Origin of the sequence: Ottowia sp. (assembly GCF_046348305.1) — a bacterium.
Lineage (GTDB): Bacteria > Pseudomonadota > Gammaproteobacteria > Burkholderiales > Burkholderiaceae_C > Ottowia.
In genome coordinates, this window is record NZ_JAXMEM010000007.1 from 69,248 (window position 1) to 95,696 (window position 26,449).

At 70.5% G+C, this 26,449-nt stretch carries 26 protein-coding genes; 12 read left to right on the top strand and 14 right to left on the bottom strand.

From position 1 onward, the window contains the following. Positions 1-27 precede the first annotated feature (27 nt). Positions 28-1,002 (bottom strand): Bug family tripartite tricarboxylate transporter substrate binding protein, encoded by a 975-nt coding sequence (locus U1F38_RS09615; RefSeq protein WP_409986840.1) that lies wholly within the window; start codon positions 1,000-1,002, stop codon positions 28-30. Beyond that, positions 999-2,174, bottom strand: coding sequence for a CaiB/BaiF CoA transferase family protein (locus U1F38_RS09620; protein ID WP_409986841.1), 1,176 nt, complete (start codon positions 2,172-2,174; stop codon positions 999-1,001). Before U1F38_RS09620 ends, U1F38_RS09615 begins: the two co-directional genes overlap by 4 nt. A 102-nt stretch (positions 2,175-2,276) precedes the next feature. On the opposite strand from U1F38_RS09620, the gene U1F38_RS09625 reads away from it, so the two are divergent. After that, positions 2,277-3,248, top strand: coding sequence for a LysR family transcriptional regulator (locus U1F38_RS09625; protein WP_409986842.1), 972 nt, complete (start codon positions 2,277-2,279; stop codon positions 3,246-3,248). Here the strand turns inward: U1F38_RS09625 and U1F38_RS09630 are convergent. The 8 genes from U1F38_RS09630 to argS all read right to left on the bottom strand — a co-directional run bounded on the left by U1F38_RS09630 (position 3,184) and on the right by argS (position 11,852). Continuing rightward, the gene (locus U1F38_RS09630) at positions 3,184-4,512 is read right to left on the bottom strand and encodes a class I SAM-dependent RNA methyltransferase (RefSeq protein WP_409986843.1); all 1,329 of its coding nucleotides are present in this window, start codon (positions 4,510-4,512) and stop codon (positions 3,184-3,186) included. The genes U1F38_RS09625 and U1F38_RS09630 overlap by 65 nt on opposite strands. A 4-nt stretch (positions 4,513-4,516) precedes the next feature. After that, the gene (locus U1F38_RS09635; RefSeq protein ID WP_409986844.1) at positions 4,517-4,960 is read right to left on the bottom strand and encodes an acyl-CoA thioesterase; all 444 of its coding nucleotides are present in this window, start codon (positions 4,958-4,960) and stop codon (positions 4,517-4,519) included. Positions 4,961-4,967: 7 nt separating this feature from the next. Beyond that, a complete protein-coding gene (rpoN, locus tag U1F38_RS09640) occupies positions 4,968-6,530 on the bottom strand; it encodes an RNA polymerase factor sigma-54 (RefSeq protein ID WP_409986845.1) in 1,563 nt (520 codons plus the stop codon). Positions 6,531-6,756: 226 nt separating this feature from the next. Then, positions 6,757-7,527 carry an LPS export ABC transporter ATP-binding protein gene (gene lptB / locus U1F38_RS09645; protein WP_409986846.1) on the bottom strand — a complete coding sequence of 257 codons (771 nt, stop codon included), beginning with the start codon at positions 7,525-7,527 and terminating at the stop codon, positions 6,757-6,759. 179 nt (positions 7,528-7,706) lie between these two features. Further along, positions 7,707-8,351, bottom strand: coding sequence for a lipopolysaccharide transport periplasmic protein LptA (gene lptA, locus U1F38_RS09650; protein WP_409986847.1), 645 nt, complete (start codon positions 8,349-8,351; stop codon positions 7,707-7,709). Positions 8,352-8,480: 129 nt separating this feature from the next. Next, positions 8,481-9,116: a thiol:disulfide interchange protein DsbA/DsbL gene (locus U1F38_RS09655; RefSeq protein ID WP_409986848.1), complete on the bottom strand. Its 636-nt coding sequence runs from the start codon at positions 9,114-9,116 to the stop codon at positions 8,481-8,483. 298 nt (positions 9,117-9,414) lie between these two features. Further along, positions 9,415-10,137, bottom strand: coding sequence for an SPOR domain-containing protein (locus U1F38_RS09660; protein ID WP_409986849.1), 723 nt, complete (start codon positions 10,135-10,137; stop codon positions 9,415-9,417). Positions 10,138-10,148: 11 nt separating this feature from the next. Continuing rightward, complete coding sequence (gene argS, locus U1F38_RS09665; protein ID WP_409986850.1) at positions 10,149-11,852, bottom strand: arginine--tRNA ligase; 1,704 nt, start codon at positions 11,850-11,852, stop codon at positions 10,149-10,151. 161 nt (positions 11,853-12,013) lie between these two features. Here argS and U1F38_RS09670 point away from each other — a divergent pair, with 161 nt between their 5' ends. The 3 genes from U1F38_RS09670 (at position 12,014) to U1F38_RS09680 (ending at position 13,729) form a co-directional block, all read left to right on the top strand. Next, positions 12,014-12,319: a PsiF family protein gene (locus tag U1F38_RS09670; protein ID WP_409986851.1), complete on the top strand. Its 306-nt coding sequence runs from the start codon at positions 12,014-12,016 to the stop codon at positions 12,317-12,319. 70 nt (positions 12,320-12,389) lie between these two features. After that, positions 12,390-13,361, top strand: a complete 972-nt coding sequence (locus U1F38_RS09675) for a glycosyltransferase family 2 protein (protein ID WP_409986852.1) — start codon at positions 12,390-12,392, stop codon at positions 13,359-13,361. Then, positions 13,358-13,729 (top strand): GtrA family protein, encoded by a 372-nt coding sequence (locus U1F38_RS09680; RefSeq protein WP_409986853.1) that lies wholly within the window; start codon positions 13,358-13,360, stop codon positions 13,727-13,729. Before U1F38_RS09675 ends, U1F38_RS09680 begins: the two co-directional genes overlap by 4 nt. Here U1F38_RS09680 and U1F38_RS09685 read toward each other — a convergent pair. The 4 genes from U1F38_RS09685 to U1F38_RS09700 all read right to left on the bottom strand — a co-directional run bounded on the left by U1F38_RS09685 (position 13,649) and on the right by U1F38_RS09700 (position 17,586). Then, the gene (locus U1F38_RS09685; protein ID WP_409986854.1) at positions 13,649-15,256 is read right to left on the bottom strand and encodes an ArnT family glycosyltransferase; all 1,608 of its coding nucleotides are present in this window, start codon (positions 15,254-15,256) and stop codon (positions 13,649-13,651) included. The genes U1F38_RS09680 and U1F38_RS09685 overlap by 81 nt on opposite strands. A 19-nt stretch (positions 15,257-15,275) precedes the next feature. Beyond that, positions 15,276-16,118 carry a ChbG/HpnK family deacetylase gene (locus U1F38_RS09690; RefSeq protein ID WP_409986855.1) on the bottom strand — a complete coding sequence of 281 codons (843 nt, stop codon included), beginning with the start codon at positions 16,116-16,118 and terminating at the stop codon, positions 15,276-15,278. After that, positions 16,115-16,561, bottom strand: a complete 447-nt coding sequence (locus U1F38_RS09695) for a DUF2214 family protein (RefSeq protein WP_409986856.1) — start codon at positions 16,559-16,561, stop codon at positions 16,115-16,117. The genes U1F38_RS09690 and U1F38_RS09695 overlap by 4 nt, the downstream gene beginning before the upstream one ends. An 89-nt stretch (positions 16,562-16,650) precedes the next feature. Beyond that, a complete protein-coding gene (locus tag U1F38_RS09700) occupies positions 16,651-17,586 on the bottom strand; it encodes a LysR family transcriptional regulator (RefSeq protein WP_409986857.1) in 936 nt (311 codons plus the stop codon). A 162-nt stretch (positions 17,587-17,748) separates the two neighbouring features. Here U1F38_RS09700 and U1F38_RS09705 point away from each other — a divergent pair, with 162 nt between their 5' ends. From U1F38_RS09705 to U1F38_RS09740, 8 genes are all read left to right on the top strand, one after another. Beyond that, a complete protein-coding gene (locus U1F38_RS09705; RefSeq protein WP_409986858.1) occupies positions 17,749-18,348 on the top strand; it encodes a hypothetical protein in 600 nt (199 codons plus the stop codon). Positions 18,349-18,476: 128 nt separating this feature from the next. After that, positions 18,477-19,355: an HlyC/CorC family transporter gene (locus tag U1F38_RS09710; protein WP_409986859.1), complete on the top strand. Its 879-nt coding sequence runs from the start codon at positions 18,477-18,479 to the stop codon at positions 19,353-19,355. Next, positions 19,352-20,893 (top strand): apolipoprotein N-acyltransferase, encoded by a 1,542-nt coding sequence (lnt, locus tag U1F38_RS09715; RefSeq protein ID WP_409986860.1) that lies wholly within the window; start codon positions 19,352-19,354, stop codon positions 20,891-20,893. The genes U1F38_RS09710 and lnt overlap by 4 nt, the downstream gene beginning before the upstream one ends. Before the next feature lie 51 nt (positions 20,894-20,944). Further along, a complete protein-coding gene (gene fabA / locus U1F38_RS09720; protein ID WP_409986861.1) occupies positions 20,945-21,466 on the top strand; it encodes a 3-hydroxyacyl-[acyl-carrier-protein] dehydratase FabA in 522 nt (173 codons plus the stop codon). After that, positions 21,463-22,680 carry a beta-ketoacyl-ACP synthase I gene (fabB, locus tag U1F38_RS09725; RefSeq protein ID WP_409986862.1) on the top strand — a complete coding sequence of 406 codons (1,218 nt, stop codon included), beginning with the start codon at positions 21,463-21,465 and terminating at the stop codon, positions 22,678-22,680. The genes fabA and fabB overlap by 4 nt, the downstream gene beginning before the upstream one ends. A 104-nt stretch (positions 22,681-22,784) precedes the next feature. Continuing rightward, positions 22,785-23,705: a glycine--tRNA ligase subunit alpha gene (glyQ, locus tag U1F38_RS09730; protein WP_409986863.1), complete on the top strand. Its 921-nt coding sequence runs from the start codon at positions 22,785-22,787 to the stop codon at positions 23,703-23,705. A gap of 14 nt (positions 23,706-23,719) precedes the next feature. Then, complete coding sequence (gene glyS / locus U1F38_RS09735; RefSeq protein ID WP_409986864.1) at positions 23,720-25,855, top strand: glycine--tRNA ligase subunit beta; 2,136 nt, start codon at positions 23,720-23,722, stop codon at positions 25,853-25,855. Further along, positions 25,852-26,442, top strand: coding sequence for a hypothetical protein (locus tag U1F38_RS09740; RefSeq protein WP_409986865.1), 591 nt, complete (start codon positions 25,852-25,854; stop codon positions 26,440-26,442). Before glyS ends, U1F38_RS09740 begins: the two co-directional genes overlap by 4 nt. Positions 26,443-26,449: the final 7 nt, after the last annotated feature.

Here is a 26,449-nt window from a genome sequence, read left to right on the forward strand (position 1 = left end):
AATTCATTCGCTCCGCATTCGGCGCAATCATTGCTGCTCGATGCCCGCGGCGCGGATGACCTCGCCCCACTTCTTCGACTCGGTGGCCTGGAACTTGGCCAGGCCCTCGGGCGTGCTGGATGTGAGCGTGCCGCTGGTCTGCTTCATGTACGCCTTGACCTCGTCGGTGGCGGAGGCCTTGTTGAACATCTGGTTGAGCTTGGCCACGATGGCGGGGGGCGTGCCGGCCGGCGCGTAGGCCGCAAACCAGTAGCTCACGTCGTAGCCCTTGACGCCGGCCTCGGCCACCGTGGGCAGGTCGGGCAGGGCCGCCACGCGGTGGGAGCCGCTGGTCGCCAGCGCGCGCAGCTTGCCGCCCTGCACCTGCGGCAGGGCCGTGGGCGTGTCGGAGAACATGAACGTGAAGCGCCCACCGATCAGGTCGGTGATGGCCTGCGGGTTGCTCTTGTAGGGCACGTTGAGCATGTCCAGGTGGGCCATTTGCTGCAGCGCAAAGCCGGCGACCTGGCTGGACGAGGAGCCGCTGCCGAAGTCGAGCTTGCCCGGCGTCTTCCTGGCGGCGGCCAGCAGGTCGGCCACGCTCTTGTAGGGCGAGTCGGGTTTGACCAGCAACAGCATCTGCCCCGTGGCCAGCAGGCCGATGGGGGCGAAATCCTTGACCGGGTCGTAAGGGATCTTCTTGAACAGATGCTCGTTGGCCGCGTGCGTGGTGTTGGTGGTCATCATCAGCGTGTAGCCGTCGGGCGCGGCCTTGGCAACGTATTGCGCGGCGATGAAGCCGTTGGCGCCGCCCTTGTTCTCGACCACGATGGGCACCTTCACCTGGTCGCCCAGCGCCTTGGCATACAGGCGCGCCATCTGGTCGGTGCCGCTGCCCGGGCCGAATGGCACGACCATGGTGATGGGCTTGCTGGGGTAGTCCTGCGCGGCGGCGGGCAGCGCAAGCAGCGTGGCGGCCGCGGTGCCGAGGGCCATCAGGGTGCGGGTGGGCAGAAAGGTCATTTGGATTCCTTGGAGGGTTGGGTCGGGGCGGGAGCGGGAAAGCCGTACGTGGCGTTGCTGGCGCCCAAACGCGGAGCCGGGCCTGGCAGCGGCGGCCGCGTGCCGTCGAACGAGAGCGGCAGCGCGGTGAGCGAAAAGTCCTCGCCCGGCACCGGCGCCAACATGCCGAGCGCCTGCACCTGCGGATCGGCCAGCGCCTCGGGCACCGTGTTGATGGGCGCGCAGGGCACGCCCGCCGCCTCGAAGCGGCCAACCCATTCGGCGCGCGGCCTGGCGCGCAGGATCGGGTCCAACTGCGCGACCAGTGCCGCCTTGTTGGCCAGCCGGGCGCGGTTGGTGACAAAGCGCTCGTCCGTCAGCCAATCGGGGCGGCCCAGCTCGTTGGCGAACTTGCCGAACAGGCGGTCGTTGCCGCAGCAAATGAGCAGCGGAGCGTCTTGCGTGTCAAAGGCCTCGTAGGGAACGAAGCCCGGATGCCCCGAGCGGTGGCGCTTGGGCAGCCTGCCTTCGTTGACGTAGGCGTCCGCCTTCTGGCCGTTCCATGCCAGCGCGGTTTCCAAAAGCGAGGTGCTCACGATGCCGCCGCGCCCGGTGCTCTGGCGCTGCTGCAGCATGGCCAGCGCGCCGATCACGGCCCACATGCCGCTGCCCATGTCGCACATCGAGGCGCCCGAGCGCATGGGCGGGTCGTCGGGCCCGCCGTTGGTGCTGGACAGGCCGCTGAAGGCCTGGATCAGCGGCTCATAACCGGGCCGCATCGCCATCGGCCCGACGTGACCGAAGGCCGAGATCTCGCAGTAGATCAGACGGGGGTGGCGCGCGCACAGGCGGGGGCCGTCAATGCCCATGCTCTGGGGCACGCCGGGGCGCATGTTGTGGATGAAGATGTCGGCCTCGGCCGCCAGTTGCTCGAACGCCGCCAGGCCCACCGGGCTCTTGAGATCGAGCGCTACCGACCGCTTGCCGCGGTTGAAGATGTGGAAGTTGATCGCGTCGCCGTGACGAAACGCCGGTCCCATCTGGCGTGCGTCGTCGCCGCCTTGCACGCGCTCGACCTTGATCACGTCGGCGCCCAGGTCGGCCAGGATGGCGCCGGCAAAGGGGCCGGCCAGCACCTGACCCAGTTCGAGCACGCGCACGCCGCGCAACACGCCGGTCGGTTTGGGTTCCACGGATTTGTCTCCAGATGGATTTCTGCATTCAGTCTAGGCCGGATCCACTGATTTGCGAATACCCACGGCTCTATATGTGTGATACCTTGCACGCATCAATCCATGAGCTCCTCGCGCATCGACCTTTCCCTGCCGCAGCTCGAAGCCTTTGTGCAGGTGGCGGCCAGCGGCAGCTTTCGCGCGGCGGCGGCGCAGATCGGCATCTCGCAGCCGGCGCTCAGTCGCGCCATTGGCACGGCCGAGCGCACGCTGGGCGCGCGGCTGTTCGACCGCGACACGCGGCATGTCGAGATCACCGCCGTCGGGCGCGAGCTGCTGCCCGTGGCACAGCGCATCCTGCGCGACTTCGACAGTGCGCTCGGCGAGCTGGGCGAGTTCATGCAAGGCCGCAGCGGCCGTGTGACGGTAGCGGCGCTGCCCTCGGTCGGCGCGGCCCTGGTGCCCGCGGCGATGGTGGCGCTGCGGCGCACGCACCCCGCCGTCGAATTCACGCTGATCGAGGCACCCGCCGAGGAGTTGCTGGTGTCCGTCGAGGAGGGCCGCGCCGACCTGGGCCTGAGCGTGCGCCCGGCGGCGCAGCAGCGCTTGCGCTACGAGCACCTGCTGGACGATCCGATGGTGCTGCTGTGCCGCGCCGACGACCCGCTGGCGGCACGCGGCTCGGTGCCCTGGTCGGTGTTTGCGCAGCGGCCCTTCCTTGCCAGTGCGCCGGCCAGCAGCATTCGGCCGATCACCGACGCCGTGTTGGTGCAAAAGCGCATGATGCTGCGGCCGGCCTTGGAATACCCCAGCGTGACCGCTTGCGGCGCGCTGGTGGCCGCCGGCCTGGGCATCACCGCGCTGCCGCGCCTGACACTGGGCCTGATGAGCATGAAGGGCCTGGCCACCGTGCCGCTGGTGCGCCCGCAGGCCAGCCGCGCCATCGGCATCGTCACGCGCATCGGGCGCACGCTGCCCCCGGTGGCCCGCGCCTTCATGGCGATCCTGCGCAGCGCCGAGGCGCGCCCGACTATGTCGCCGGCGGCACGGCGCCTGGCGATACGCGCGGCGCGCGCGCCGTCAATTCGAACTTGAACAGCCGGCACTCGATCGGCCCGTTCCACAGCGGCACGCGGCGCGTCTCCTTCAGGCGCAGGCGGCCGGGCAGCTTGAGGTCGGGCGTGAGCAGCCAGGCGCTCCAGCCGGCGTAGTGGCTTTTCCAGTGCGCGGCCAGACGCTGGAAGAACTCGTCGCCGGCATTCACGTCGCCCGCGGACTGGCCTTCGGCGCGCTGGTGCGCCAGCGTGCCGCTCTGAAAGGCCTCGCGCCCGCGCGCCTTGTGCCCGGCCACGCCGGCGGCGGCGATGCGTTCGCCATAGGGCGGGTTCAGCAGCATCACGCCGGGTTGGTCCGACGGCGGCAGACGTTGCAGCGCGTCGCCGCCGCGCAGTTGCACGGCCGCGGCCACGCCGGCGCGTGCGGCGTTGCGCTGGGCAAAGTCGACCATGCGGTGGGCCACGTCGCTGCCGAACACGCGGGGCGCCGGTGGTTCAGAGCCATTTTGGCCGCTAACGCTTGCGGGGCAAGCGCGACCAGCTTCTGTTTTCATAGCGTTCCATTGCCCGGCATCAAAGCCCTTCAGGCGCTCGAAGCCAAAGCGGCGCTGCCCGCCAGCCGGCAAGCCCAGCGCCAGCTGCGCCGCCTCGATGACGATGGTGCCCGAGCCGCAACAGGGGTCGTACAGCGGCAGCGGCGACACGCTGCGCGCAGCCGGCTGCCACCAGCCGCAGGCGGCCAGCATGGCGGCGGCCAGGGTTTCCTTCAGCGGCGCTTCGCCCTTGTCCTGGCGCCAGCCGCGCTTGAACAGCGGCTCGCCGCTGGTGTCGATGTACAGCGTGGCGTCGGTCGCGCTCAGGTGCGCCTGCACGCGCACGTCGGGGCGCTGGGTGTCGATGCTGGGGCGCACGCCGCCGGCCTGCGCGCGAAAGCGGTCGGCCACTGCGTCCTTGATGCGCAGGGTGGCGAACTTCAGGCTCTTGAGCGGGCTGGCCTGCGCGGTGAGGTCCACGCGAAAGCTCTGGCGCGCGCTGAACCAGTCTTCCCACGCGACGCTCGACGCAAGCGCGTACAGGTCCTGCTCGCCCTGGTACGGCGCCTGCGCCAGCTCGATCAGCACGCGCTGCGCCAGGCGGCTGTGCAAGTTCAGGCGCAGCACGGTGGCCCAGTCGCCGCGCACGCGCACGCCGCCGCGCAGGGTGAGCAGGTCTTGTCCGGCCAGGCCGGTGAGGCCGTGCACCTCGTCGGCCAGGAAGTCCTCCACGCCGCCGGCGCAGGGCAAAAACAGGGTCAGCGTATTCACGGGGCTAGCTTTCGCGCAAGGCACTGCGCTGCAGCTTGTGCAGCACGGCCGCGGGGATCGGGGTGACGCGGCGCGTGTCCGGGTCGATGAAGACGATGCCGGTCTTGCCGCGCGCCACCTCGCGGCCCTGGCTCACTTCGGTCATGCAGAACACCAGGTCGAAGCCGTAGCGGTTGAAGTCGGTCGGCTGCATCTGCACGCGCAGGGTCTGGCCGTGAAAGGCCTCGGACTTGTACTGTGCCAGCATGTCGCCGACCACGATGGCGGCGCCCTCCACGTGGCCCTCGCGCCAGCCCAGCGACTGAAAAAAGCGCAGCCGCGCCTCGGACACCAGGCTCAGCAACTGGGCGTTGTCCAGATGCCCACCCTGGTTGACGTGGCTGATGTAGATCTGCAGTTCGGTTGAAAAGCCGAACTGCGCGGGGAGGTCGAAGACGATGCGGGCCATGGTCGGGCTAGAGCTGCTTGCGCAGGGAGGTGGGGGCGATCTTGAGCGCCTCGCGGTACTTGGCCACGGTGCGGCGCGCGCAGTCGATGCCCTGCTCTTTCAGCATCTCGGCCAGGCGGCTGTCGGACAGCGGGTGACGCGCGTCCTCGGCGGCGACGAACTGCTTGATGAGCGCACGCACGGCGGTGCTGCTGGCGTTGCCGCCGGCCTCGGTGCCCAGGGCCGAGCCGAAGAAGTACTTCAGCTCGAAGGTGCCGCGCGGCGTGGCCATGTACTTGGCGGTGGTCACGCGCGAAATGGTGGATTCGTGCACGCCCAGGGCCTCGGCCAGCTCGCGCTGCACCAGTGGGCGCATGGCCAGCTCACCGTGGATGAAGAAGCTGCGCTGGCGCTCGACGATGGCGCGCGCCACGCGCAGGATGGTGTCAAAGCGCTGCTGGATGTTGCGGATGAACCAGCGCGCCTCCTGCAGCTGCTGGGCGAGCGCCGCGTGGCCGGCGCCGTCCTTGCCGCCGCGCAGCGCCTGGGCATAGGCCTCGTGCACGCGCAGGCGCGGCAGCACGTCGGGATTGAGCTGCACGTGCAGCCGCGGGTGCGCCCCGCCACCGACCGAGACGATGACATCGGGCACGATGATGTTGCGTTCGACGTCGGCAAAGCGCCGTCCGGGCTTGGGCTCCAGCCGCGCGATCTGGGCCAGTGCGGCGCGCACGGCAGCTTCGCCCTGGCCGATCGCTTGCGTCATGCGGCGCACGTCGCGCCGCGCCAGCCAGTCCAGCGCGTCGGGCTGGGCCAGCAGGGCCAGGGCGGTCTGGATCGCCGGGTGGTCGGGGTGCGCGGGCGCGCCCGCCGCGGGCAGGGACTTGAGTTGCAGGATCAGGCATTCGGACAGGCTGCGCGCGCCCACGCCCTGCGGGTCCATGGATTGCAGCAGCCTGAGCGCCAGGTTGAAGCGGTGCACCAGGGTGTCCAGCACGTCCAGCTCGTCGTCGTCGTCCACCAGGGTGGCGGCCAGCTGGGCCAGCGAGTCTTCCAGGTAGCCGTCGTCGTTCAGCGACTCGATCAGAAAGCGCAGGATGGCCGCGTCCTCGGGCGCCAGGCGCAGGGCCAGCGCCTGCTGGTGCAGGTGCTCGACGAGCGACGCGTGCGGGGCGCCGCGCTCGCCGGGATCCAGCTCGGCCTCTCCCGTGCCGGCCTGTGCGGACTCGCCGGGGCTCCACTCGCGGTCGTCGGGGGCCAGCTCGCTGTCGGCTTCACCGTCCCAGTCCTGCGGCGTATCGGCTTCAAATACGGCCTCGGCGCTTTCTCCATCGGCGCCGGGTGCTTCCGATTCGGTAGCATCCGGGGTCGATGCGTCCGCGGCGGCAAAGCGCTCCGTGTCGGGCGCGGATGGGGCGGCGTCCGCGTCGTGGGCCTCGTCCTCGCGCTCCAGAAAGGGGTTGTCGCCCAGCATCTGCTCGACTTCGCCCTCCAGCTCCAGCGTGGACAGTTGCAGCAGCCGAATCGACTGCTGCAACTGCGGAGTGAGCGCCAGGTGCTGCGAGGTGCGCAGCGATAGGCCGGGTTTCATGGCCGTCGCCGGACCGCCCCGAGACGGCGAGCGCCCCCTCGGGAGCGTGGGGGCGCCATCTCGCCGCCGCCGGGCCGCCCCAAGGCGGCGAGGGCCCCCTCGGGGCTGAGGGCTGCGGCTCCAGGCTCGCCTGCGCGAGCCTGGACAGCCCGAAGAGGCACGGGCTCTGGCCGTGCCGCGGCCTGCAAGGCCAGCGCACCATGCGAAGCAGGGGAGCGTGGGGGCCTCATAACCTGAAGTGCTCGCCCAGGTACACGCGCCGCACGTCGGGGTTGGCCACGATGTCCTGCGGCGTGCCGGTGGCCAGCACGCGGCCTTCGCTGATGATGACGGCGTGGTCGCAGATGCCCAGCGTCTCGCGCACGTTGTGGTCGGTGATCAGCACGCCGATGCCGCGCGCCTTCAGGAAGGCGATGATGCGCTGGATCTCGATCACGGCAATCGGATCAATGCCGGCAAAGGGCTCGTCCAGCAGGATGAAGCGCGGCTGCGTGGCCAGCGCGCGGGCAATCTCCACGCGCCGGCGCTCGCCGCCCGACAGCGCCGGCGCGGGCGAGTCGCGCAGCTCCTGCACGTGCAGCTGCTCCAGCAGCTCGGTCAGGCGCCGCTCGATCTCGGCGGAGCCCAGGGGCTTGCCGTCGTCGTCGTGCTGCAACTCCAGCACCGCACGCACGTTCTCGGCCACCGTGAGCTTGCGGAAGATCGACGCCTCCTGCGGCAGGTAGGACAGCCCCAGGCGCGAGCGGCGGTGGATCGGCATGTGCTCGACCGCCTGCTCGTCGATGCGGATGCTGCCCGCGTCGGCGCGCACCAGCCCGACGATCATGTAAAACGAGGTGGTCTTGCCGGCGCCGTTGGGGCCCAGCAGGCCCACCACCTCGCCGCTGGCCACGTCCAGCGACACGTCGTGCACCACGCGGCGCGCGCCATAGTTCTTGCGCAGGCCGCGCACCTCCAGGCGGCTGGGGCTGCTGCCCGGGACAATTGGCGCCAGCATCTCAGTTATCCATCGCGCTGGCTACCAGCCGCAAGGCATGAAACCCAAAGAGCCGGGTGGCCGCGGAGCAGGCCATGCCAGCGATCGCCGTGGCCGGGGTCCCCCCGGCTAGGGGCGATGCCCCCTCGAGGGGGTGGGCGAAACATCGCGCAGCGAGTGAAGACTGGGGGTGTTTCATTTCAGGGCTTTGGGCTCGCCGCGGGCAGGGTGGTGGACGGGCGCAGCGGCAGCGGGGCGCCCGGCGGCTGGCTGGCCGCACCGCGTGGCGCCAGCACCGCGCGCACGCGCCCGCCGTTGGCGGGGGCGCCGGCGGCGTGCGGCGCGCTCTCGACGGTGTAGACCTCGGTGGTGTTGTTGTAGACGATGACGTCGCCGTTGACCTGGTCTTGCAGCGTGGTGCCCACCAGGCGGCGCATTTCGGCGTTTTTGACGAAGCGCACGATGTCGGTCTTGCCGTCGTAGGTGATGGTTTCGCCCTCGCCCTCGATGAATTCGTTCAGGCCCTCGCGCTTTTGCCGGAAGAACGCGCGCTTGCCCGGCGCGGCAAACATGATGCCGCTCTGGTTGCCATCGGCGTCCTGGCGCACCTCCAGCTTGGCGCCGCGCATCACGATGGTGCCCTTGGTGACCACCACGTTGCCCGTGAAGGTGGACAGGCGCTGCTGGTCTTCGTAGCGCAGCGCGTCGGCCTCGATGTTCATCGGCTTGTCGCGGTCGGCGCGTTCGGCCAGGGCCGGCAGCACCGCTGTCGCCAGCAGCAGGCCCACGGCCCAGCGGCGCCACGCGGGCGCACGGGATGAAATCGGCGGATCGATTGGCGGCACGTTTTTTGCTTTCGTGTTTGCGACGATTGTACGGGTGCCCGAACGCCGTCCGCGCGGCGAAAACGCACGAAAAAGCCCGCCAAAGCGGGCTGGCACGAAGCGGTCGGGACGAGGTGCGGCGCGGGGCGCTCAACCGCCCTTGCGCACCTGCTCGATCAGCTGGTTGGCGATCTTCAGCATCGGCTCGAAGCCGCCGCCCATGGAGCCGTCGGTGTAGTAGCGCCCGGCGATGCCCAAAGCCGGCGTGCCCTCGACCTTGTAGGCGTCCTGCAACTGCATGGCCTTGCGGATCTGCGTGGCCACGCCGAAGCCCTTGTAGGCAGCTTCGAACTTGGCCTGGTCCAGCCCCTGCTTGGCGATCCAGGGGAACAGCACGTCGGGTTTGTCGAGGCGAATGCGATCGTCCTGCAGCGCCTTGAAGACCTTGTTTTGCATCTCGTCCGTGACCGCGCCCATGGCCTCCAGCGAGTAGAAAATCTTTTGCAGCGGCTCGAAGCTGCTCTGGAAACCCACGTGCACGCGGCGGAACTTGACGTCCTTGGGCAAGGTCTTGGTCCAGGCGTCCACGATGGGCTCGAAATGCTTGCAGTGCACGCAGCCGTACGAGAAGAACTCGATCACCTCGATCTCGCCGGCCTTGGTGTCCACCGGCGCGCGCTGCGCCAGCTCGACATAGCCCTTGCCCTGCTGGGCGCGCGCGGTGGTGCTCAGCAGGCCCGGCAGCGCCGCCACGGCGGCGGCCAGGGTGAATTCACGTCGTTTCATGTTGGGTTTCTCCTTTTTTCGCCCCTATGGAGCCAAGTTGTTACAGGCAAGTTCCCGAGCTCCGCGCGCGATCAGCGGCGCTCGGTAAAACCCAAAGAGCCGAATGGCCGTGGAGCAGGCTGTCCCGCCAACCCCTTGAGCTTCGCACCACCCGCGTTGGATGAAACCCAAAGAGCCAAATGGCCGCGGAGCAGGCCAAGCCAGCGATCGCCGTGGCCGGGGTCCCCCCGGCCACTGGCGATGCCCCCTGCAAGGGGGTGGGCGAAACATCGCGCAGCGAGTGGAGACTGGGGGTGTGTCACTTCTGCACGCGCACCAGCGCCGCGTCGAAGCCATTGTCATCCAGCCGCGCCTTCACGCGGTCGGCGGCGTCGCGATTCTGGAAGGGGCCCACGCGCACCCGGTACACCGTGCGCCCGGCCTGCTCGCGCTCGCTCACGCGCGCCTCCACGCCCATCAGCGACAGGCGCGCGCGCTGGGCGTCGGCGTCTTCCTGCGCGCGGAAGGCGCCGGCCTGCACGAAGTAGGTGAAGGGATCGGCACTGGCGGCGGCACCCCCAGCGCGGGCCGCGGCCAGCTCGCCCAGCGGGTCGTTGGATGGCGCCGTGCGGGCGGCGGTGGCGGGCGGCTTGTCGGCGGCGCGCTCGGGCTTGGAGGCCGGTTTGGCGGCGGCCGTGGCGGTGTCCGCCGGCTTGACCTCGGCCGGCGCGGGCAGCGGGCGCGTGGCCGTGGCGTCGCCCGGGGCGGGAATGGGCACGGGCTGCGGCGCCGGCGCCACGGTGCCACTTGCGCCGGGCGCCTTGGCGTCGCCGCGGTTGCGCAGCGGGGCGTTGGGGTCCCAGTCGCGGTTCTTGGCCGCTTCGGCCGCATCCTGGCCGCTGGTGCGCCCGGCGCCCCGGTTGACAAAGGGCACCGGCACCTTGGCCACGTAAATGGCCACGCCCAGCGCGACGGCCAGGCCCACCAGGGCGCCCAAGATCAGTCCCAGGGCGGTGCCACCCAGTTGTCGAGATTTCATCATCGTGGTGTTGCTTACATGCGAACCGGAGCCGACACGCCCAGGATGGACAGGCCATTGTGCAGGACTTGTGCGGTGGCGGCGACCAGCGCCAGGCGGGCATTTTTGACGTTTTCGTCATCCACCAGGATGCGCTCGGCGTCGTAGTAGCTGTGGTAGCTGGCGGCCAGCTCGCGCAGGTAGAACACCACGTCGTGCGGGGCAAAGTCCTGCGCCGCGCCGGCCAGCACGTCGGGGTAGCGGGCCAGTTGCAGCATCAGGGCCTGGGCCGCGGGGGTGTCCAGCGCCGCCAGGTCCGCGTCCACGAGCGTGGTGGCGTCGCCGCCCCAGGCTTGCAGCACCGAACAGATGCGCGCGTGCGCATACTGCACGTAGTACACCGGGTTGTCGTTGTTCTTCTGCACCGCCAGGTCGACGTCGAAGGTGTATTCGGTATCGGGCTTGCGCGACAGCAGGAAAAAGCGCACCGCGTCGGCGCTGGTCCATTCGATCAGGTCGCGCAGCGTGACGTAGCTGCCGGCGCGCTTGCTGATCTTGACCTCCTGGCCGCCGCGCACCACGCGCACCATGGTATGCAGCACGTAGTCCGGGTAGCCCTCCGGAATGCCCAGGCCCACGGCCTGCAGGCCGGCGCGCACGCGCGCGATGGTGCCGTGGTGGTCGGTGCCCTGGATGTTGATGGCCTTGCGGTAGCCGCGCTCCCACTTGCTGATGTGATAGGCCACGTCGGGCACGAAGTAGGTGTAGCCGCCTTCGGACGTGCGCCCGTCTGCCGTGGACACGGCGGACTTCTTCATCACGCGGTCCTTGTCGTCGCCGTATTCGGTGGTGCGCAGCCACAGCGCGCCGTCCTGCTCGTAGGTCTTGCCGGCGTCGATCAGCCGCTGCACGGTGGCGGCGACGCGGCCGGACGAGTACAGGCTGGACTCCAGGTAGTACTCGTCGAACTTCAGGCCAAAGGCCTGCAAGTCCTTGTCCTGCTCGTGGCGCAGGTAGGCCACGGCGAACTGGCGAATGCCCTCGCGGTCCTGCACGTCACCGCTGGCGCTGAACTGGCGGTCATCGGCGTGCACGGTCTTGCCGGCCAGAAAGTCGTCGGCGATGTCCTGGATGTAGTCGCCGTTGTAGGCCGCCTCGGGCCAGCCGGCGTCGCCGGGCTTGAGGCCCTGCGCACGCAGCTGCACCGAGGTGGTCAGCGTGTCGATCTGCACGCCCGCGTCGTTGTAATAGAACTCGCGGTGCACCCGCCAGCCCTGGCTGGCAAACAGGTTGCACAGCGCGTCGCCCAGCGCGGCCTGCCGGCCGTGGCCCACGTGCAGCGGTCCGGTCGGGTTGGCGCTGACGAATTCCACGATCATCGGCGCACCATCAGTCGCTTGCCGGCCGAAGTCCTGCCGCTGCGCCAGCACCTGGCGCAGCACCTGCTGCTTGGCGGCGGGCGTCAGGCGCAGGTTCAGGAAGCCCGGGCCGGCAATCTCGATGGCCGCCACCCACTGCGCAAAGTCCGCGTTGGCCATCAGGGCCGATTTGAGCTGCTCGGCCAGCTGGCGCGGATTGGCCTTCAGGGGTTTGGCCAGCTGCATGGCTGCGGTGCACGCCCAGTCGCCGTGCGCGGCCTGCCGGGGTGATTCGAAGGCGGCGCCCACCCCGGCGCCGGGCGCCAGGCGCTCGAGCTCGACGGCCAGCGCCGCGAGCAGTTGTTGTTTGACCGACTGCATCGGCGGATTTTACGAGGCCCCGTCAAGCGCAACTTTTGCCACACATTCGGGTTCTGGCGGTCATCCGCCGGGGACGGCGGCGCGTTGTCACCGTCATCGCGGTGTGCCAAGATGGCGCCCGGATACCTTGTCAATCCCGCACCCGAGAAAGAGGAGCTTCCATGACCAAGCTGTTGTCCCTGATGGCCGCCGCCACCCTGGCCCTGTCCCTGTCCCTGGGCGCCGTGCACACCGCCGCCAGCGCCAAGACGGCGCAGCAGGAAAAAATGAGCACCTGCAACACGCAGGCCGCCGGCAAGAAGGGCGATGAACGCAAGGCGTTCATGAAGGAATGCCTCAGCGCCCAGCCCGCGGCCCCGGCCAAGCCGATGACCCAGCAGGAAAAAATGACGGCCTGCAACAAGGACGCCGCCGGCAAGAAGGGCGACGAGCGCAAGGCTTTCATGAGCGAGTGTTTGAAGAAATAAGCACGACGCAAGGTCACACCAGGCCCCGCCCGTCGATTCGGGCGGGGTTTTCTTTTGGCATGATTCGTCCATGAGCGAGCGCGCTGCCCGAATCCCGTCGATTTCCTGCGTGATGCCGGCCTACAACGAGGCGGCGTCGCTGCCCGACGTGCTGGCGCCGGTGCTGGCGGCGCTGAAGGCCCTGTCGCCGCGGGTGGAGCTGGTGGTGGTGGACGACGGCAGCCGCGACGACACGGTGGCCGTGATGCGCCGCCTGTGCGCCGCCGAGCCGGCGCTGCGCCTGGTGCAGCTGTCGCGCAACTTCGGCAAGGAAGCGGCGCTGACCGCCGGGCTGGCCGCCGCGCGCGGCGAGGTGGTGGTGCTGATGGACGCCGACGGCCAGCATCCGCCGGCCCTGCTGGCCGACATGCTGCGCCACTGGCAGGGCGGCGCCGACGTGGTGTATGCCGTGCGCAGCACGCGCAGCGATCAGTCGGCTTTGCACCGGCGCCTGGTGGGCGCCTTCTACGGCATCGTCAACTGGCGCAGCCGGGTGCGCATTCCGCGCGACGCGGGCGACTTTCGGCTGCTGGACCGGCGCGTGGTCGATGCCCTGCTGGCCCTGCCCGAGCGCCACCGCTTCATGAAGGGCTTGTACGCCTGGGTGGGCTTTCCCAGCGCGGCGCTGGACTACGAGCCGCTGCCGCGGCACGCCGGCGAAAGCCGCTACGGCCTGAGCGGCGCGCTCGGCCTGGGCACCACCGGTCTGCTGGCCTTCACGGCCGCGCCGCTGCGCGTGCTGGGCCTGCTGGGCGTGGCCCTGGCGCTGGCGGCCCTGGGCTATGGTGCCTGGGTGGTGGTGGAATATTTCTGGCGCGGCATCAACGTGCCGGGCTATGCCACGCTGGTGGTGGGCATGATGTTTTTGAGCGGCGTGCAGCTGATGTCGGTGGGCTTGCTGGCCGAATACGTGGCGCGCATTTATGACGAGGTCAAGCAGCGCCCCTTGTTTCTGGTGGCCGACGAGGTGGGTCAGGGGCTGCCCCCCCTGGTGCGTTCGTGAGCCTGGCGCGCACCGGTTTCTGGTTTGGCGCTGTCGGCGCAGCCGCGGCGGCCACGCATGCTGCGGTGTTCGGCCTGGCCAAATCCGCCTTGTGGCCCGAGCTGGCCAATGCGCTGGGCTTTGTCGTGGCTTTCGGCGTCAGCTTTGTCGGCCACCGCTGGCTGAGTTTTCGCGGCGCCAGCACGGGGGTTGGGCAAAGCCTGCTGCGCTTTGCCGTCACGGCGATGGCGGGCTTTGCCGTCAACGAAATCGTCTTCAGCCTGCTGCTGCGCGCGGCCGGTTGGCCCTCATGGCTTGCGCTGTTTGCCGCCATGGGCGTGGCAGCCGGGCAGACCTTTCTGCTGGGGCGTTTCTGGGCCTTTCGCTGAGGCCGCGGCCGAGCGGTACAGCGACCACGCGTGGCCGGCAAATACCGGCTGCCAGCCTTCCATCAGCGGGCGCAGCGCGGCGTCCGGCGTGCGTGGGGCCAGCAGCCAGGCGCCGGGTTGGTCCACCGCGCGCGCCAGCGCGGCGGGCTCCAGCAAGGTGCGCGCGGCGTCCGCGGGGTCGAAATGGCCGGCCTCGAACAACTCGCGCCGCCAGTCGTCACCGGCTTCGGCGCGCTCGCGCGGCCAGTCCTGCACCACGCGCAGCGGCGTTTGCGTCTGCGCGACGAAGGCCAGGTCCATCGGGTAGCCGCCAATGACGTACACCGTGTCCGTGGGCGCAGCATGGCAGGCCAGCGCCTGCGCCACGTCGTCGCTCAGCTTGCCCACCTCGATGCGGGGCGCCACCACGGTCAGCACCGCGGGCAGCGCGGCGGCCCCCAGCACAAGCGCCACAAAGGCGCGATCCGCCCGGCGCGGCTGGCCCAGCACCCGCTGCCAGCCCAGCGCAGCCAGCAGGGCCAGCGGCGGCAGCACGGGCAGGATGTAGCCGATCAGCTTGGAGCGTGGCAGCGAGAAAAACAGCACGATCGCGGCCAGCCAGATCCAGCACAGCACGGCCAGGCGGCGGTGCGGGTCGTCCGCCGGCGGCTTGCCGGCGCCGATGGCGCGCAGCCGGGCGACGCCGTCCCAGGCGGCAAAAAAGGCCCACGGAAACAGCAGCAGCGCGCAGGCCGCCGGGTAGAACCACCAGGGCTGCACGTTGTTGAAGCCGCTGCCGGTGTAGCGTGCGAACTGCTGCACGCCGAACAGGTAGCCCCACAGGCCAGGGTAGCGCTCGCCGGCGCGCCAGAACCAGGGCAGCGCGATGAGGGCGAACAGCGCCAGCCCGCTGAGCCAGGGCAGGTGCAGCAGCTTGCGCCACTGGCGCGTGGCCAGCACCCAGGCGCCGATCACCAGGCCGGGCAGCGCCACGCCGATCAGGCCCTTGGTCAGCAGGCCCAGCGCGCAGGCGGCAAAGCCGGCGCGCGCCCAGCCCGCGTGCGGGCGTTCGCCGTCCCAGAGCGCGAACACGAAGCACCAGATGGCGCTGGCAATCCAGGCGGCCACGCCGATGTCGTGGTTGACGTATTGCCCGCCGATCAGAAAGCCCGCGCTGGCGCCCAGCATCCAGGCGGCACGGCGCGCCAGGGCAGCGTCGGCCAGACGGCGGCCGGCCAGCCAGACGCCCGCCAGCATCAGCGTGGCCAGCAGCACGCCCGGCACGCGTGCGGCCCAGGGCGTGACGCCCAGCACCGCCATGCTCACCGCCTGCAGCCAGTGGGTGAGCGGCGGCTTGTGAAAGAACGGCAGCCCGTCCAGCCGCGGCGTCAGCCAGTCGCCCGACACCAGCATCCAGCGGCTGATGTCGGCATAGCGCCCCTCGTCGGGCACCGCCAGCGGGCGCAGCGCGGCCAGCAGCAGCAGCAGCGCGGCAGGGACGATGACGGCGAGCCAGCCGCGCAGCGGCTTTGCAAAGGAGTCGGTCATGGCTTGCGGTGATCGGGCGTCAGGGGCGCGCGGGGCAGGGTGCATAGAGTGCGCTGCCACGCACCAGTTCCACGCCGGCCGTGGCGCACTGCGCGGCAAACGCCGCGCTGGCCAGGTGGGCCCATTCCCACTGGCGGGCGCCGGCGATGGGGTCGGTCCCGTCGCCGGTCGCCGGCGGCCCGCCGGGGTGGCACATCAGCAGCGTGCCGGCGGGCGACGCGGCCAGCCAGTGCGCCATGCGCTGCGCGTAGCCGGCCTGGCCGCCGTTGAAGTCATAAATGCCGGAAAGGGCGGACGCGCACGGCAGATGGGCGCGGGTAGCTATCTTTTGAAGAGCGCCTGCGCCGAGAGTGGCGATCACCCGGCTTTTGGGCGTGCGCTGGCCCACCGGCGCGCGCGACACGCGCAGCCAGGGCGCGCGCGTGCCGTAGCGCCGCGCCAGCAGTTGCACCAGCGGCTGGCGGATGCCGGCAAACTGCTGCACGTGCTGGTGGCCGTCCACGTGGTCGGGTGGGGCGCCCCAGGCGGCTTCGAAGGCGTCAAGCTGGCGCTCGATCGCGGTGCGCGCAGCAGCCGGGTCAAAGCCGCCCAGCAGCGCCCGGCGCATGGCCGCGCCCAAGGGCAGGCCATGCCCGGTGGCGATGGCGAAATCACTGGTGAAGTCCAGGTGCAGCCCCACGTCGATGCGCCCGCGCCGCTCGCGCAGCGGCGCCGCGTCGGCGGGCCAGCGCGGCGACAGCACCATGGCGCTGGTGGCCGTGAGGCGCCCCGCGTCGGCCAGCGCCAGCACCGCTTGCGTCACGCCGGCGTGCTGCGCGTAGTCGTCGGCGCACAGCACCAGGGGTTTGGGCAAGGCGCTCACCACCAGCCGCGCGCCAGAAACACGGCGGGCAGCGGAATCAGCGCGACCAGGTGGGTGCCCAGCATGATCGGCTTGCGCGCGCGGTTGATCTCGGCCTCATCCGGCAGCGCGCCGCCCGCATCCAGCGCGGCCTGCCAGCGCCCGTACGCGCGCGTGGGGCCGACCTGCAGCAGCGCGGCGGCCATGAACAGCATGAACTTGGCCCACAGCAGCGGGTTGCTCCAGTACCAGGCAAAGCCCCTGGCGCCCAGCCAGGTGCGCGTCAGGCCCGTGAGCAGCACGAAAGCGGTGGCAATCCACAGGATTTTGTCCAGCCGCACCAGGCGCGGCACGCTGGCGGAGTTGAACCACGCGGCGCGGCACACCGCCGACTGCGCGGTGGCAAACACGATCCAGCCGATGAAGGCGCTGATGTGCAGGAAAGCGAGAATGGGCTCAAGCATGGGTGAATGGTACTGACCGGCCGTGCCCGTGTTCAGACCGGTCGAACACGGTGGGGGCAGGAATTCGCGGATCGATGGGCAGCAGGGCTTCAAGCCGTGGGCGCACCCGGCGGATGGGGACGGGTCCAGAACGCGGGCTCGGCGTAGCGCTTTCTTAGAAAGTCCACCCACAGCCGCACGCGCAGCGGCAGGTGGCGCGTGGCGTGGGGCAGCAGGGCGTAGATGCCGTTGGGCGGGGCGGCATAGGCCTGCAGCACGGCCACCAGACGGCCGGCGGCGATCTCGGACTCGACCTCCCAGGTGGAGCGCCAGGCGATGCCGTGGCCGGCCAGGCACCAGTCGTGCAGCACCTGGCCGTCGCTGCAGTCCAGCGGGCCTTCGGGGCGCAGATGCGTCAATTCGCCCTCGATCACAAACGCCCAGCCGCGCGACTGCGAGGCGTCGCTGGACAGCACCAGGCAGTCGTGGCGCGCCAGCTCGCGCGGGTGGCGCGGCACGCCGCGGCGGCGCAGGTAGCCGGGCGTGGCCACGGCCTGGCGGCGGTTGTCGGCCAGGCGGATGCTGACCAGCGACGAGTCGGGCAAATCGCCCACGCGCACTGCGCAGTCGTAGCCCTCGCCGGCCAGATCGACGATGCGGTCCGACAGATTGAGCGAGATGCGCAGGCGCGGATGCGCGGCATGAAAGGCCGGCACCAGCGGCGCCACGTGCCGCCGGCCAAAGCCGGCCGGCGCGGTGATGCGCAGCTGGCCGCTGGCTTGCACGCCGCCGGCCGACACGCTGGCCTCGGCGCCGGCCACCTCAGCCAGGATGCGCTGGCAATCGTCCAGAAACGCCGCGCCCTCGTGCGTGAGCGCGATGCGCCGCGTGCTGCGCACCAGCAGCTTCACGCCCAGCTGCGCCTCCAGCGCGTCCAGCCGCCGGCCGATGACGGCAGGCGCCACGCCCTCGGCGCGCGCGGCCGCACTCAGGCTGCCGCGCGCGGCCACGGCGGCAAAGGTCTCGAAGGCCTTGAGTTTGTCCACGGGCGTGAATTATCGACACCGGGCGCGTGAACGGGCGGTGCGCATCGACCGCGGCGTGGCCGGCGTACCCGGCGCTGTGCCATCATCCGGCAGCCTGTCTCGACGTTGATCGCCGTGCCCCAAACCCCTTCGTCTCCCGCTCCCGCGCCGGCTGCGCCCGACGTGCGCCGCCTCAGCCTCACGCAGCTGCATCGCCTGGCCGGCCAGGGCAGCCGCCGCGCCCACGCCGAGCTCGAGCGCCGCATGCGGGCCGCAGGCGCGCCCGCGCCGGCGGCGCCCCGGCCCGCGCCGCAGCCGGCTCGGCCCGCCATGCCGGCACCGCCCGCGCAGGCCTTGCGCCCCCGACAGGATGTCCTGCCCGCTGCGGATGGACCGATGGCGGCGGACCGCGCGGCCCTGGTGGACCAGTGGGCGCTGATCGAGCGCCAGCAAATCGAGCGCTCGCGCGCCGACGGCCCGCCGCGCCTGGTGGGGCTGGTGCTGATCGCCTGGGGTGTGCTGCTGGGCCTGGGCGGCCTGGCGCTGCTGGCGCGCAGCGGCAGCGCCTACTACCTGCTGTGCGGCCTGGCCGCCGCGGCAGTGGGCGCCTTGCTGATGCGCCTGAGCCGCTGGGCCGCGCCGCTGCACGGCGTGCTGATCGTGTTGATGCTGGCCTGGGCCTGGCGCAGCGGCAACGGCGTGCAGGCGCTGCTGCAGGCGGCGCCCTTGTGGCTGGCCGCGGCCTGGTTCGCCGTGCCGGCGGTGCGCGAACCGCTGCGCTGAGGCGACCACCCAGGCAGGCCCCGTCCCAGCACCGGGCCGGATCGCCGCCCCGGGGTGTTTGCCGTGCGAGCGGCGGCATCCGCTATCCTTGAGGGCCGCAACCACCGCACGTCCTGCACCCCCGCACCTTGCCCGACCCTCACCCTGCGCGCCCCCATGAGCGCGAAGACAAGCGCAGCCTGCTGCGCAAGCTGATCGAGTTCATTCGCCCCGGGCCCGACTCCACCGACGAGCTGATCGAGACCTTGGCCGAAGCCGAGGACAAGTCGCTGATCGACGCCGAAAGCCGCGTCATGCTCGAAGGCGTGCTGCGCCTGTCCGGCCAGAGCGCGGGCGACGTGATGGTGGCCGCTCCGCGCATGGACTTGCTGGACATCGACGCTCCCTACGAAGAGGTGCTGCGCGAGGTCATCTCCACCGCGCACTCGCGCTTTCCGGTGTTTCAGGGCGAGCGCGAGAACATCATCGGCATCCTGCTGGCCAAGGACCTGCTCAAGCTGCAGCGCGCGCCCGAGCTGAACTTGCGCACCCTGCTGCGCCCGCCGGTGTTCATCCCCGAGAGCAAGGGGCTGAACGATCTGCTGCGCGAGTTTCGCGCCAACCGCAATCACCTGGCCATCGTGGTGGACGAGTTCGGCCGCACCGCCGGGCTGGTCACCATCGAGGACGTGCTTGAAGAAATCGTCGGCGAGATCGAGGACGAGTTCGACATCGAGGGCGACGCGGGCGACATCTTCGCCCTGGCCGACGACACCTGGCGCGTGGCCGGCAACACGCCGCTGACCCGCGTCAACGAGTCCTTCGGCGTGCAGCTGGGCGTCGATCCCGACAGCGACCTGGACGTCGAGTTCGACACCATCGGCGGCCTGATCGCCCACGAGCTGGGCCATGTGCCCACGCGCGGCGAGCGCTTCAGCCTGGGCGGACTGGACTTCGTGGTGCTGCACATCAAGGGCGGGGCCGTGCGCTGGTTCAAGGTCTCGCGCTCGCCGCAGCCGCCCGCGTGATCGCCGCCCTGATCGCCCTGGCCGCGGGTGCGCTGCACGCGCTGGCGCTGGCCGACCCGTGGACCGGCCAGGCCCACGGCTGGCTGCAGGGGCTCAGCCTGGCGCTGCTGGTGGCCGTGCTGGCGCACGCGGCCGACACGGATCCCGCGCGCTGGCGGCGCGGCCTGGCGCTGGGCTGGCTGTATGCGCTGGCCTGGCTGGCGGGCACCTTCTGGTGGCTGTTCATTTCCATGCACACCTATGGCGGGCTCAATGCCGCGCTGGCGGTGGCCGCGGTGCTGGCGCTGGCCGGCCTGCTGGCGCTGTACTACGGGGTGGCGGGCGCCCTGTTCGTGCGGTGGGCGCAACGCGCACGGCCCGCGGCGGCGGCGCTGCTGTTTGCCGCGCTGTGGACGCTGGCCGAGCTGGCGCGCGGGCGCTGGTTCACCGGCTTTCCCTGGGGCGCCGGCGGCTATGCCCACGTCGATGGCGTGCTGGCGGCCTATGCCCGCTGGGTGGGCGTGTACGGCATGGGCTTTGCCGCCGCCTGGCTGGCGGCGCTGGCGGCCTTGCTGCTGGTGCGTGCGGCGCCGCTGCGCCGCCTGGCGCCGTCCCTGGTCTGCGCCGCCGCCGTGCTGGCCTGGGGCGTCGCGCAGCCGCCGCGGGGCGTGGATGCCGGTCCGGCCGGCCCGCGCATGGCCGTGGCCCTGCTGCAAGGCAACATCCCGCAGGACGAGAAATTCATTCCCGGCACCGGCGTGGTCGATTCGCTGCGCTGGTACGGCCAGCAGTTGCAGGACAACACCGCCCCGCTGGTGGTGGCGCCCGAGACGGCCCTGCCGCTGCTGCCGCGCCAGTTGCCGGGCGGCTACTGGGATGCCCTGCGTGCGCGCTACGCCCGGCCCGGCCAGGCGGCGCTGCTGGGCGTGCCGCTGGGCGACCTGGAAGCCGGCTACACCAACTCGGCCGTCGGGCTGGCGCCGGGCCAGCAGGCCTTGTACCGCTACGACAAGCACCACCTGGTGCCCTTCGGCGAGTTCATTCCGCCGCTGTTCCGGTGGTTCGTGCGGCTGATGGACATTCCCCTGGGCGACTTCACCGCCGGCGCGGTCAACCAGCCGTCGTTCGAATGGCAAGGCCAGCGGCTGGCGCCCAACATCTGCTACGAAGACTTGTTTGGCGAGGAACTGGCCGCGCGCTTTGCCGACCCGGCCCGCGCCCCCACGGCCTTCGTCAACCTGAGCAACATCGGCTGGTTCGGCGACACGGTGGCGATCGACCAGCATCTGGCGATCAGCCGCCTGCGCGCGCTGGAGTTCGAGCGCCCGGTGCTGCGCGCCACCAACACCGGGGCCACGGCCATCATCGACGCGCAGGGCCGCGTCACGCACCAGTTGCCGCGCCTCACGCGCGGCGTGCTGCACGGGTTTTTCGAGGGCCGCAGCGCCATCACGCCCTATGCCGCGTGGGTGTCGCGCTGGGGCCTGGGGCCGCTGTGGGCCCTCGCGGCGCTGGTCGCGGCGGGCGCGGCGTGGCGCGCCGGGCGCCGCGCGCCTTGACATCGCCCTGTCATGCGGGCGGGCGCAGCGCTCAGGCACAATTGCTCTTCTATGGCCGAATCTTTTTCCTATGAGCAGCTGATTGCCTCGGGCGAGGGCCGTCTGTTCGGGCCCGACGCCGGGCGCCTGCCGCTGCCGCCCATGCTGATGTTCGACCGCATCACGCACATCGACGAAACCGGCGGCGCGCACGGCCTGGGCAAGATCGTCGCCGAGCTGGACGTCAAGCCCGAGCTGTGGTTTTTTGCCTGCCACTTCCGCGGCGATCCGGTGATGCCGGGTTGCCTGGGGCTGGACGCCATGTGGCAGCTCATCGGTTTTTTCCTGACCTGGCTGCGCCTGCCCGGCCGCGGGCGCGCCCTGGGCGCGGGCGAGGTCAAGTTCACCGGCGAGGTGGGCCCCGACGTCAAGCGCGTCACCTACGAGATCGACATCAAGCGCGTCATCAAGCGCAAGCTGTGCATGGCCATCGGCGACGCGCGCCTGCTGGCCGACGGGCAGGAGATCTACGTGGCCCGCGACCTGCGTGTGGGCCTGTTTTTGCGTGAGGGCAACGGCAAGGACAAGCAATGAGCAAGAAGCGCGTGGTGATCACGGGCGCGGGCATCGTCTCGTGCATCGGCAACGATCTGGCGTCGGTCGAGGCTTCGCTGCGCCAGGGCCGCTCGGGCATCAAGGCGGTGCCCCAGTTCACCGAGCTGGGCCTGCGCAGCCAGGTCGGCGGCGTGCCCGAGATCGACATCGAGGCGCGCATCGACCGCAAGCAGCTGCGCTTCATGGGTGACGCGGCGGCCTATGCCCACATCGCGCTGGACGATGCCATCAAACAGGCGGGCCTCGCGCCCGCGCAGATCAGCCATCCGCGCACGGGCCTGATCATGGGCTCGGGCGGCGGCTCGCCGGCCAACCAGATCGAGGCCGCCGACACCCTGCGCAGCAAGGGCATCCGCCGCGTCGGACCCTATCAGGTCACGCGCTGCATGGGCTCGACGGTGTCGGCCAACCTGGCGACCAGTTTCAAGATCAAGGGCATCAACTACTCCATCACCTCGGCTTGCTCGACCTCGGCGCACTGCGTTGGCGCGGCGGCGCAGCAGATCGCCTGGGGCACGCAGGACGTGATGTTCGCCGGTGGCGGCGAGGAGCTGTCCTGGGGCCTGGCGCTGCTGTTCGACGGCATGGGCGCCATGTCCAGCAAGTACAACGCCACGCCCGAGAAAGCCTCGCGCCCGTACGACGTCAACCGCGACGGCTTCGTGATCGCCGGGGGTGCCGGCGCGCTGGTGCTGGAGAGCCTGGACCACGCGCAGGCGCGCGGCGCCACCATCCTGGGCGAGGTGGTGGGCTTCGGCATCTCCTCCGACGGCGAGGACATGGTCGCGCCGTCGGGCGAGGGCGCCGTGGCCTGCATGCGCCAGGCCATCGAGGGCCTGGCCGAGCCGATCGACTACATCAACACCCACGGCACGTCCACGCCGGTGGGCGACGTGCCCGAGCTGCATGCCATCCGCAAGGTGTTCGGCAGCCGCATCCCGCCGTTTTCCAGCACCAAGTCGCTGGCCGGCCACTCGCAGGGCGCCACCGGCGTGCAAGAGGCCATCTTCAGCCTGATCATGCTGATGAAGGGCTTCATCGCCGGCTCGGCCAACGTCGAGACGCCCGACCCGGCCGTGGGCGACATGCCGCTGGTGACCCAGGCGCGCGAGGCCACGTTGCGCCAGGTGCTGTCCAACAGCTTCGGCTTCGGCGGCACCAACGCCTGCCTGGTGCTGCGGCACTGGGGCTGATCGCTTCAAAACCAATAGCTGCTTGCGCTTGTCCATCAAGCGCTGGCGGCCGATTCCATTCAAATCATTAAAATAGCGGGTTGCACCTGACCCGGGCCCCGGCCATGCTCACCTTCCAGCAAATCATTCTCAAGCTCCAGCAATACTGGGACGCGCAAGGCTGCGCGCTGCTGCAACCGTATGACATGGAAGTGGGCGCCGGCACCTCGCACACCGCCACCTTTTTGCGCGCCATCGGCCCCGAGCCCTGGAAGGCGGCCTACGTGCAGCCCAGCCGCCGCCCCAAGGACGGCCGCTATGGTGACAACCCCAACCGCGGCCAGCACTACTACCAGTACCAGGTGGTGCTCAAGCCCGCGCCCGACAACATCCTGGAGCTGTACCTGGGCAGCCTGGAGGTGCTGGGGTTCGACCTGAAGAAAAACGACATCCGCTTTGTCGAAGACGACTGGGAGAACCCCACGCTGGGCGCCTGGGGCCTGGGCTGGGAGGTGTGGCTCAATGGCATGGAGGTGACGCAGTTCACCTACTTCCAGCAGGTCGGCGGCATCGACTGCCGGCCCGCCACCGGCGAGATCACCTACGGCCTGGAGCGCCTGGCCATGTACCTGCAGGGCGTCGAAAACATGTTCGACCTGGTCTGGACGGTGGACGGCGACGGCCGCAAGCTGACCTATGGCGACGTGTTTCACCAGAACGAGGTCGAGCAGTCGGCCTACAACTTCGAGCACAGCGACGCGGCCTTCCTGTTCACCGCCTTCGACGCGCACGAAAAGCAGGCCAAATACCTGGTCGAGCAGCAGCTCGCGCTGCCGGCCTACGAGCAGGTGCTCAAGGCCGCCCACACCTTCAACCTGCTGGACGCGCGCGGCGCCATCAGCGTGACCGAGCGCGCCGCCTACATCGGCCGCATCCGCAACCTCGCGCGCGCCGTGGCCGCCAGCTACTACGACAGCCGCGAGCGCCTGGGCTTTCCGCTGGCGCCGCGCGAGTGGGTGGCGCAGATCGAGAAGCGGGCCGCTTGAAAGAACCCGACACCATGAGCACACAGAATCTGCTGGTCGAACTTTTTGTCGAAGAACTTCCCCCGAAGGCCCTGCGCAAGCTGGGCGAAGCCTTTGCCAGCCAACTGTTCGAGCAACTCAAGGCCCAGGGCCTGACCGCCGCCGACAGCCACGTCACGCCGCATGCCAGCCCGCGCCGGCTGGCCGCACACATCACGCAGGTGGCGGGCAAGGCGGCCGACAAGGCGGTGCGGCACAAGCTGATGCCCGTCAGCGTGGCGCTGGACGCGGCCGGCCAGCCCACGCCCGCACTGCTGAAAAAGCTGCACGCGCTGGGCGCCGACGCTGCGGTGCTGCCGCAATTGCAGCGCGCCGTCGACGGCAAGGCCGAAGCGCTGTTTCTGGACAGCGTGCAGCCCGGCGCCACGCTGGCCGATGCGCTGCAAAAGGCGCTGGCCGAGGCGCTGGCGCACCTGCCCATCCCCAAGGTCATGACCTACCAGCTGCAGCACGGCACGCCGCTGCCCGGCTGGGACAGCGTGCAGTTCGTGCGCCCGGCGCACGGCCTGGTGGCGCTGCATGGCGCCGCCGTGGTGCCGGTGACGGCGCTGGGCTTGACCGCCGGCCGTGCCACGCACGGCCATCGCTTCGAGGCCGCGCTGGACCCCATCGAGATCCAGCATGCCGACCACTACGCCGACACGCTGCGCGAGCAGGGCGCCGTGATCGCCTCCTTCGACGAGCGCCGCGCCCTCATCCAGTCACAAATAAAAACGGCGGCAGCGCGTGCAGGGCAAGCGCTGCACGCTATCGAAGACGAAGCGCTGCTGGACGAGGTGACGGCCCTGGTGGAGCGCCCCAACGTGCTGGTGTGCCAGTTCGACCCGGCCTTCCTCGACGTGCCGCAGGAATGCCTGATCCTGACCATGAAGGCCAACCAGAAGTACTTTCCGCTGCTGGACGCGGCCGGCAAGCTCACCAACCAGTTTCTCGTCGTCAGCAACATCAGCCCGTCAGACGCGAGCGCCGTGGTCGGTGGCAACGAGCGCGTGGTGCGCCCGCGCCTGCAGGACGCCAAGTTCTTCTTCGACCAGGATCGCAAGAAGACGCTGGAATCGCGCCTGCCGCAACTGGCCAAGGTGGTCTATCACAACAAGCTGGGCACGCAAGGCGAGCGCAGCGAGCGCGTGCGCGCCATCGCCCGCGCGATCGGCGAGCAGCTGGGCGGCGCCACGCTGGCGGCGCAGGCCGAGCAGGCCGCGCGCCTGGCCAAGGCCGACCTGGTGAGCGACATGGTGGGCGAGTTCCCCGAGCTGCAGGGCGTGATGGGCCGCTACTACGCCCTGCACGACGGCCTGCCGCCCGCGGTGGCCGACGCCATCGAGGACCACTACAAGCCCCGCTTTGCCGGCGACGAATTGCCGCGCGGCGAGGTGGGCACGGTGGTGGCGCTGGCCGACAAGCTGGAGACCCTGGTCGGACTGTTCGGCATCGGCGCTCTGCCCACCGGTGACCGCGATCCGTTTGCGCTGCGCCGGCATGCGCTGGGGGTGATTCGGATGCTGATCGAACAGACGCTGCCGCTTGATCTGTCCGCCACGGTCGCCGCCGCGGCGCGCCACTTCGGCACACGGCTACCCGAGCCCGACGCGAGCAACGCGCAATTGCTGGCCTTCATGTATGAGCGGGTGGCCGGCGTGCTGCGCGAGCAGGGCGATGGCCAGGCCAGCGCCCAGGAAGCCGACGCCGTGATTGCCGCCCGCCCGATGTGGGGTGAAATGCCCAAGTTGCTGGCCGCCGTGCGCGCCTTCGCAAAATTGCCCGAAGCCCCCGCCTTGGCGGCTGCCAACAAGCGCATCGGCAACATCCTGAAGAAGGCCGATCTGGCGCCCGGCGCGGTCGATCCCGCTCTGCTGCACGAAAGCGCCGAGCAGGCCCTGCACGCCGCCATGCAAGCCGTGCTGCCGCAAGCCGACGCGCAGTTTGCCGCCGGCGACTACACCGCCAGCCTGCAAACCCTGGCCGCGCTGCGCGCGCCGGTCGATGCCTTTTTCGACGGCGTGATGGTCAACGCCGACGATGCGGCACTCAAGGCCAACCGCCTGGCGCTGCTGCACCAGCTGCACCAGGCCATGAATCGCGTGGCCGACATTTCCCGCTTGGCGGCGTGAGCGCCCCCGCCCCTGTCGCCTGGCGCACCCTGGCCTGGGCCATCGGCCCCGTCATCGCCGTGCTGCTGCTGCGCGCCGCCCTGCAGGCCTCGGCGGGCGCGGATCTGGGCGACTTGCAGCCCCTGCGCACCGCCACGCTGGTCAGCGATCCGACGCAGGCCCTGTGGGTGGCGGCGCGGCCCTTTGTCCTGTCCGTGCTGGTGCTGGCTGCGCTGGCCGTTGCCTTGCGCCAGGCCGTGCGCCGCCTGGGCTGGGCGCGCGCCCGGCCGTGGCTGGCGGGGCTGTGGGTGCTGGGCTGGCTGGCGCTGGGGGGCTGGCTGCTGGCCGACCACCTGAACCGCAGCGCGCGCCAGCCGCTGCCCGAGCAGATCGTGCGCGTGCTGCTGGCGCGCAGCGTGCCGGCCAGCGAGCGCAGCGTGGGCGGCACCGAGGTCTATTTCGAGGTGCCGGGCACGCCCGCCCAGCCCCAGCGCCTGCTGGCCGAGGGCCAGTCGCTGGAGCGCTTTGCGCCCGGCCGCAGCGCGCGTCTGCAGGCCGAGGCGGGGCGCTGGTGGGGCCGCTGGGGGCGCCTGGCGAGCGACGGATAATCGCCGC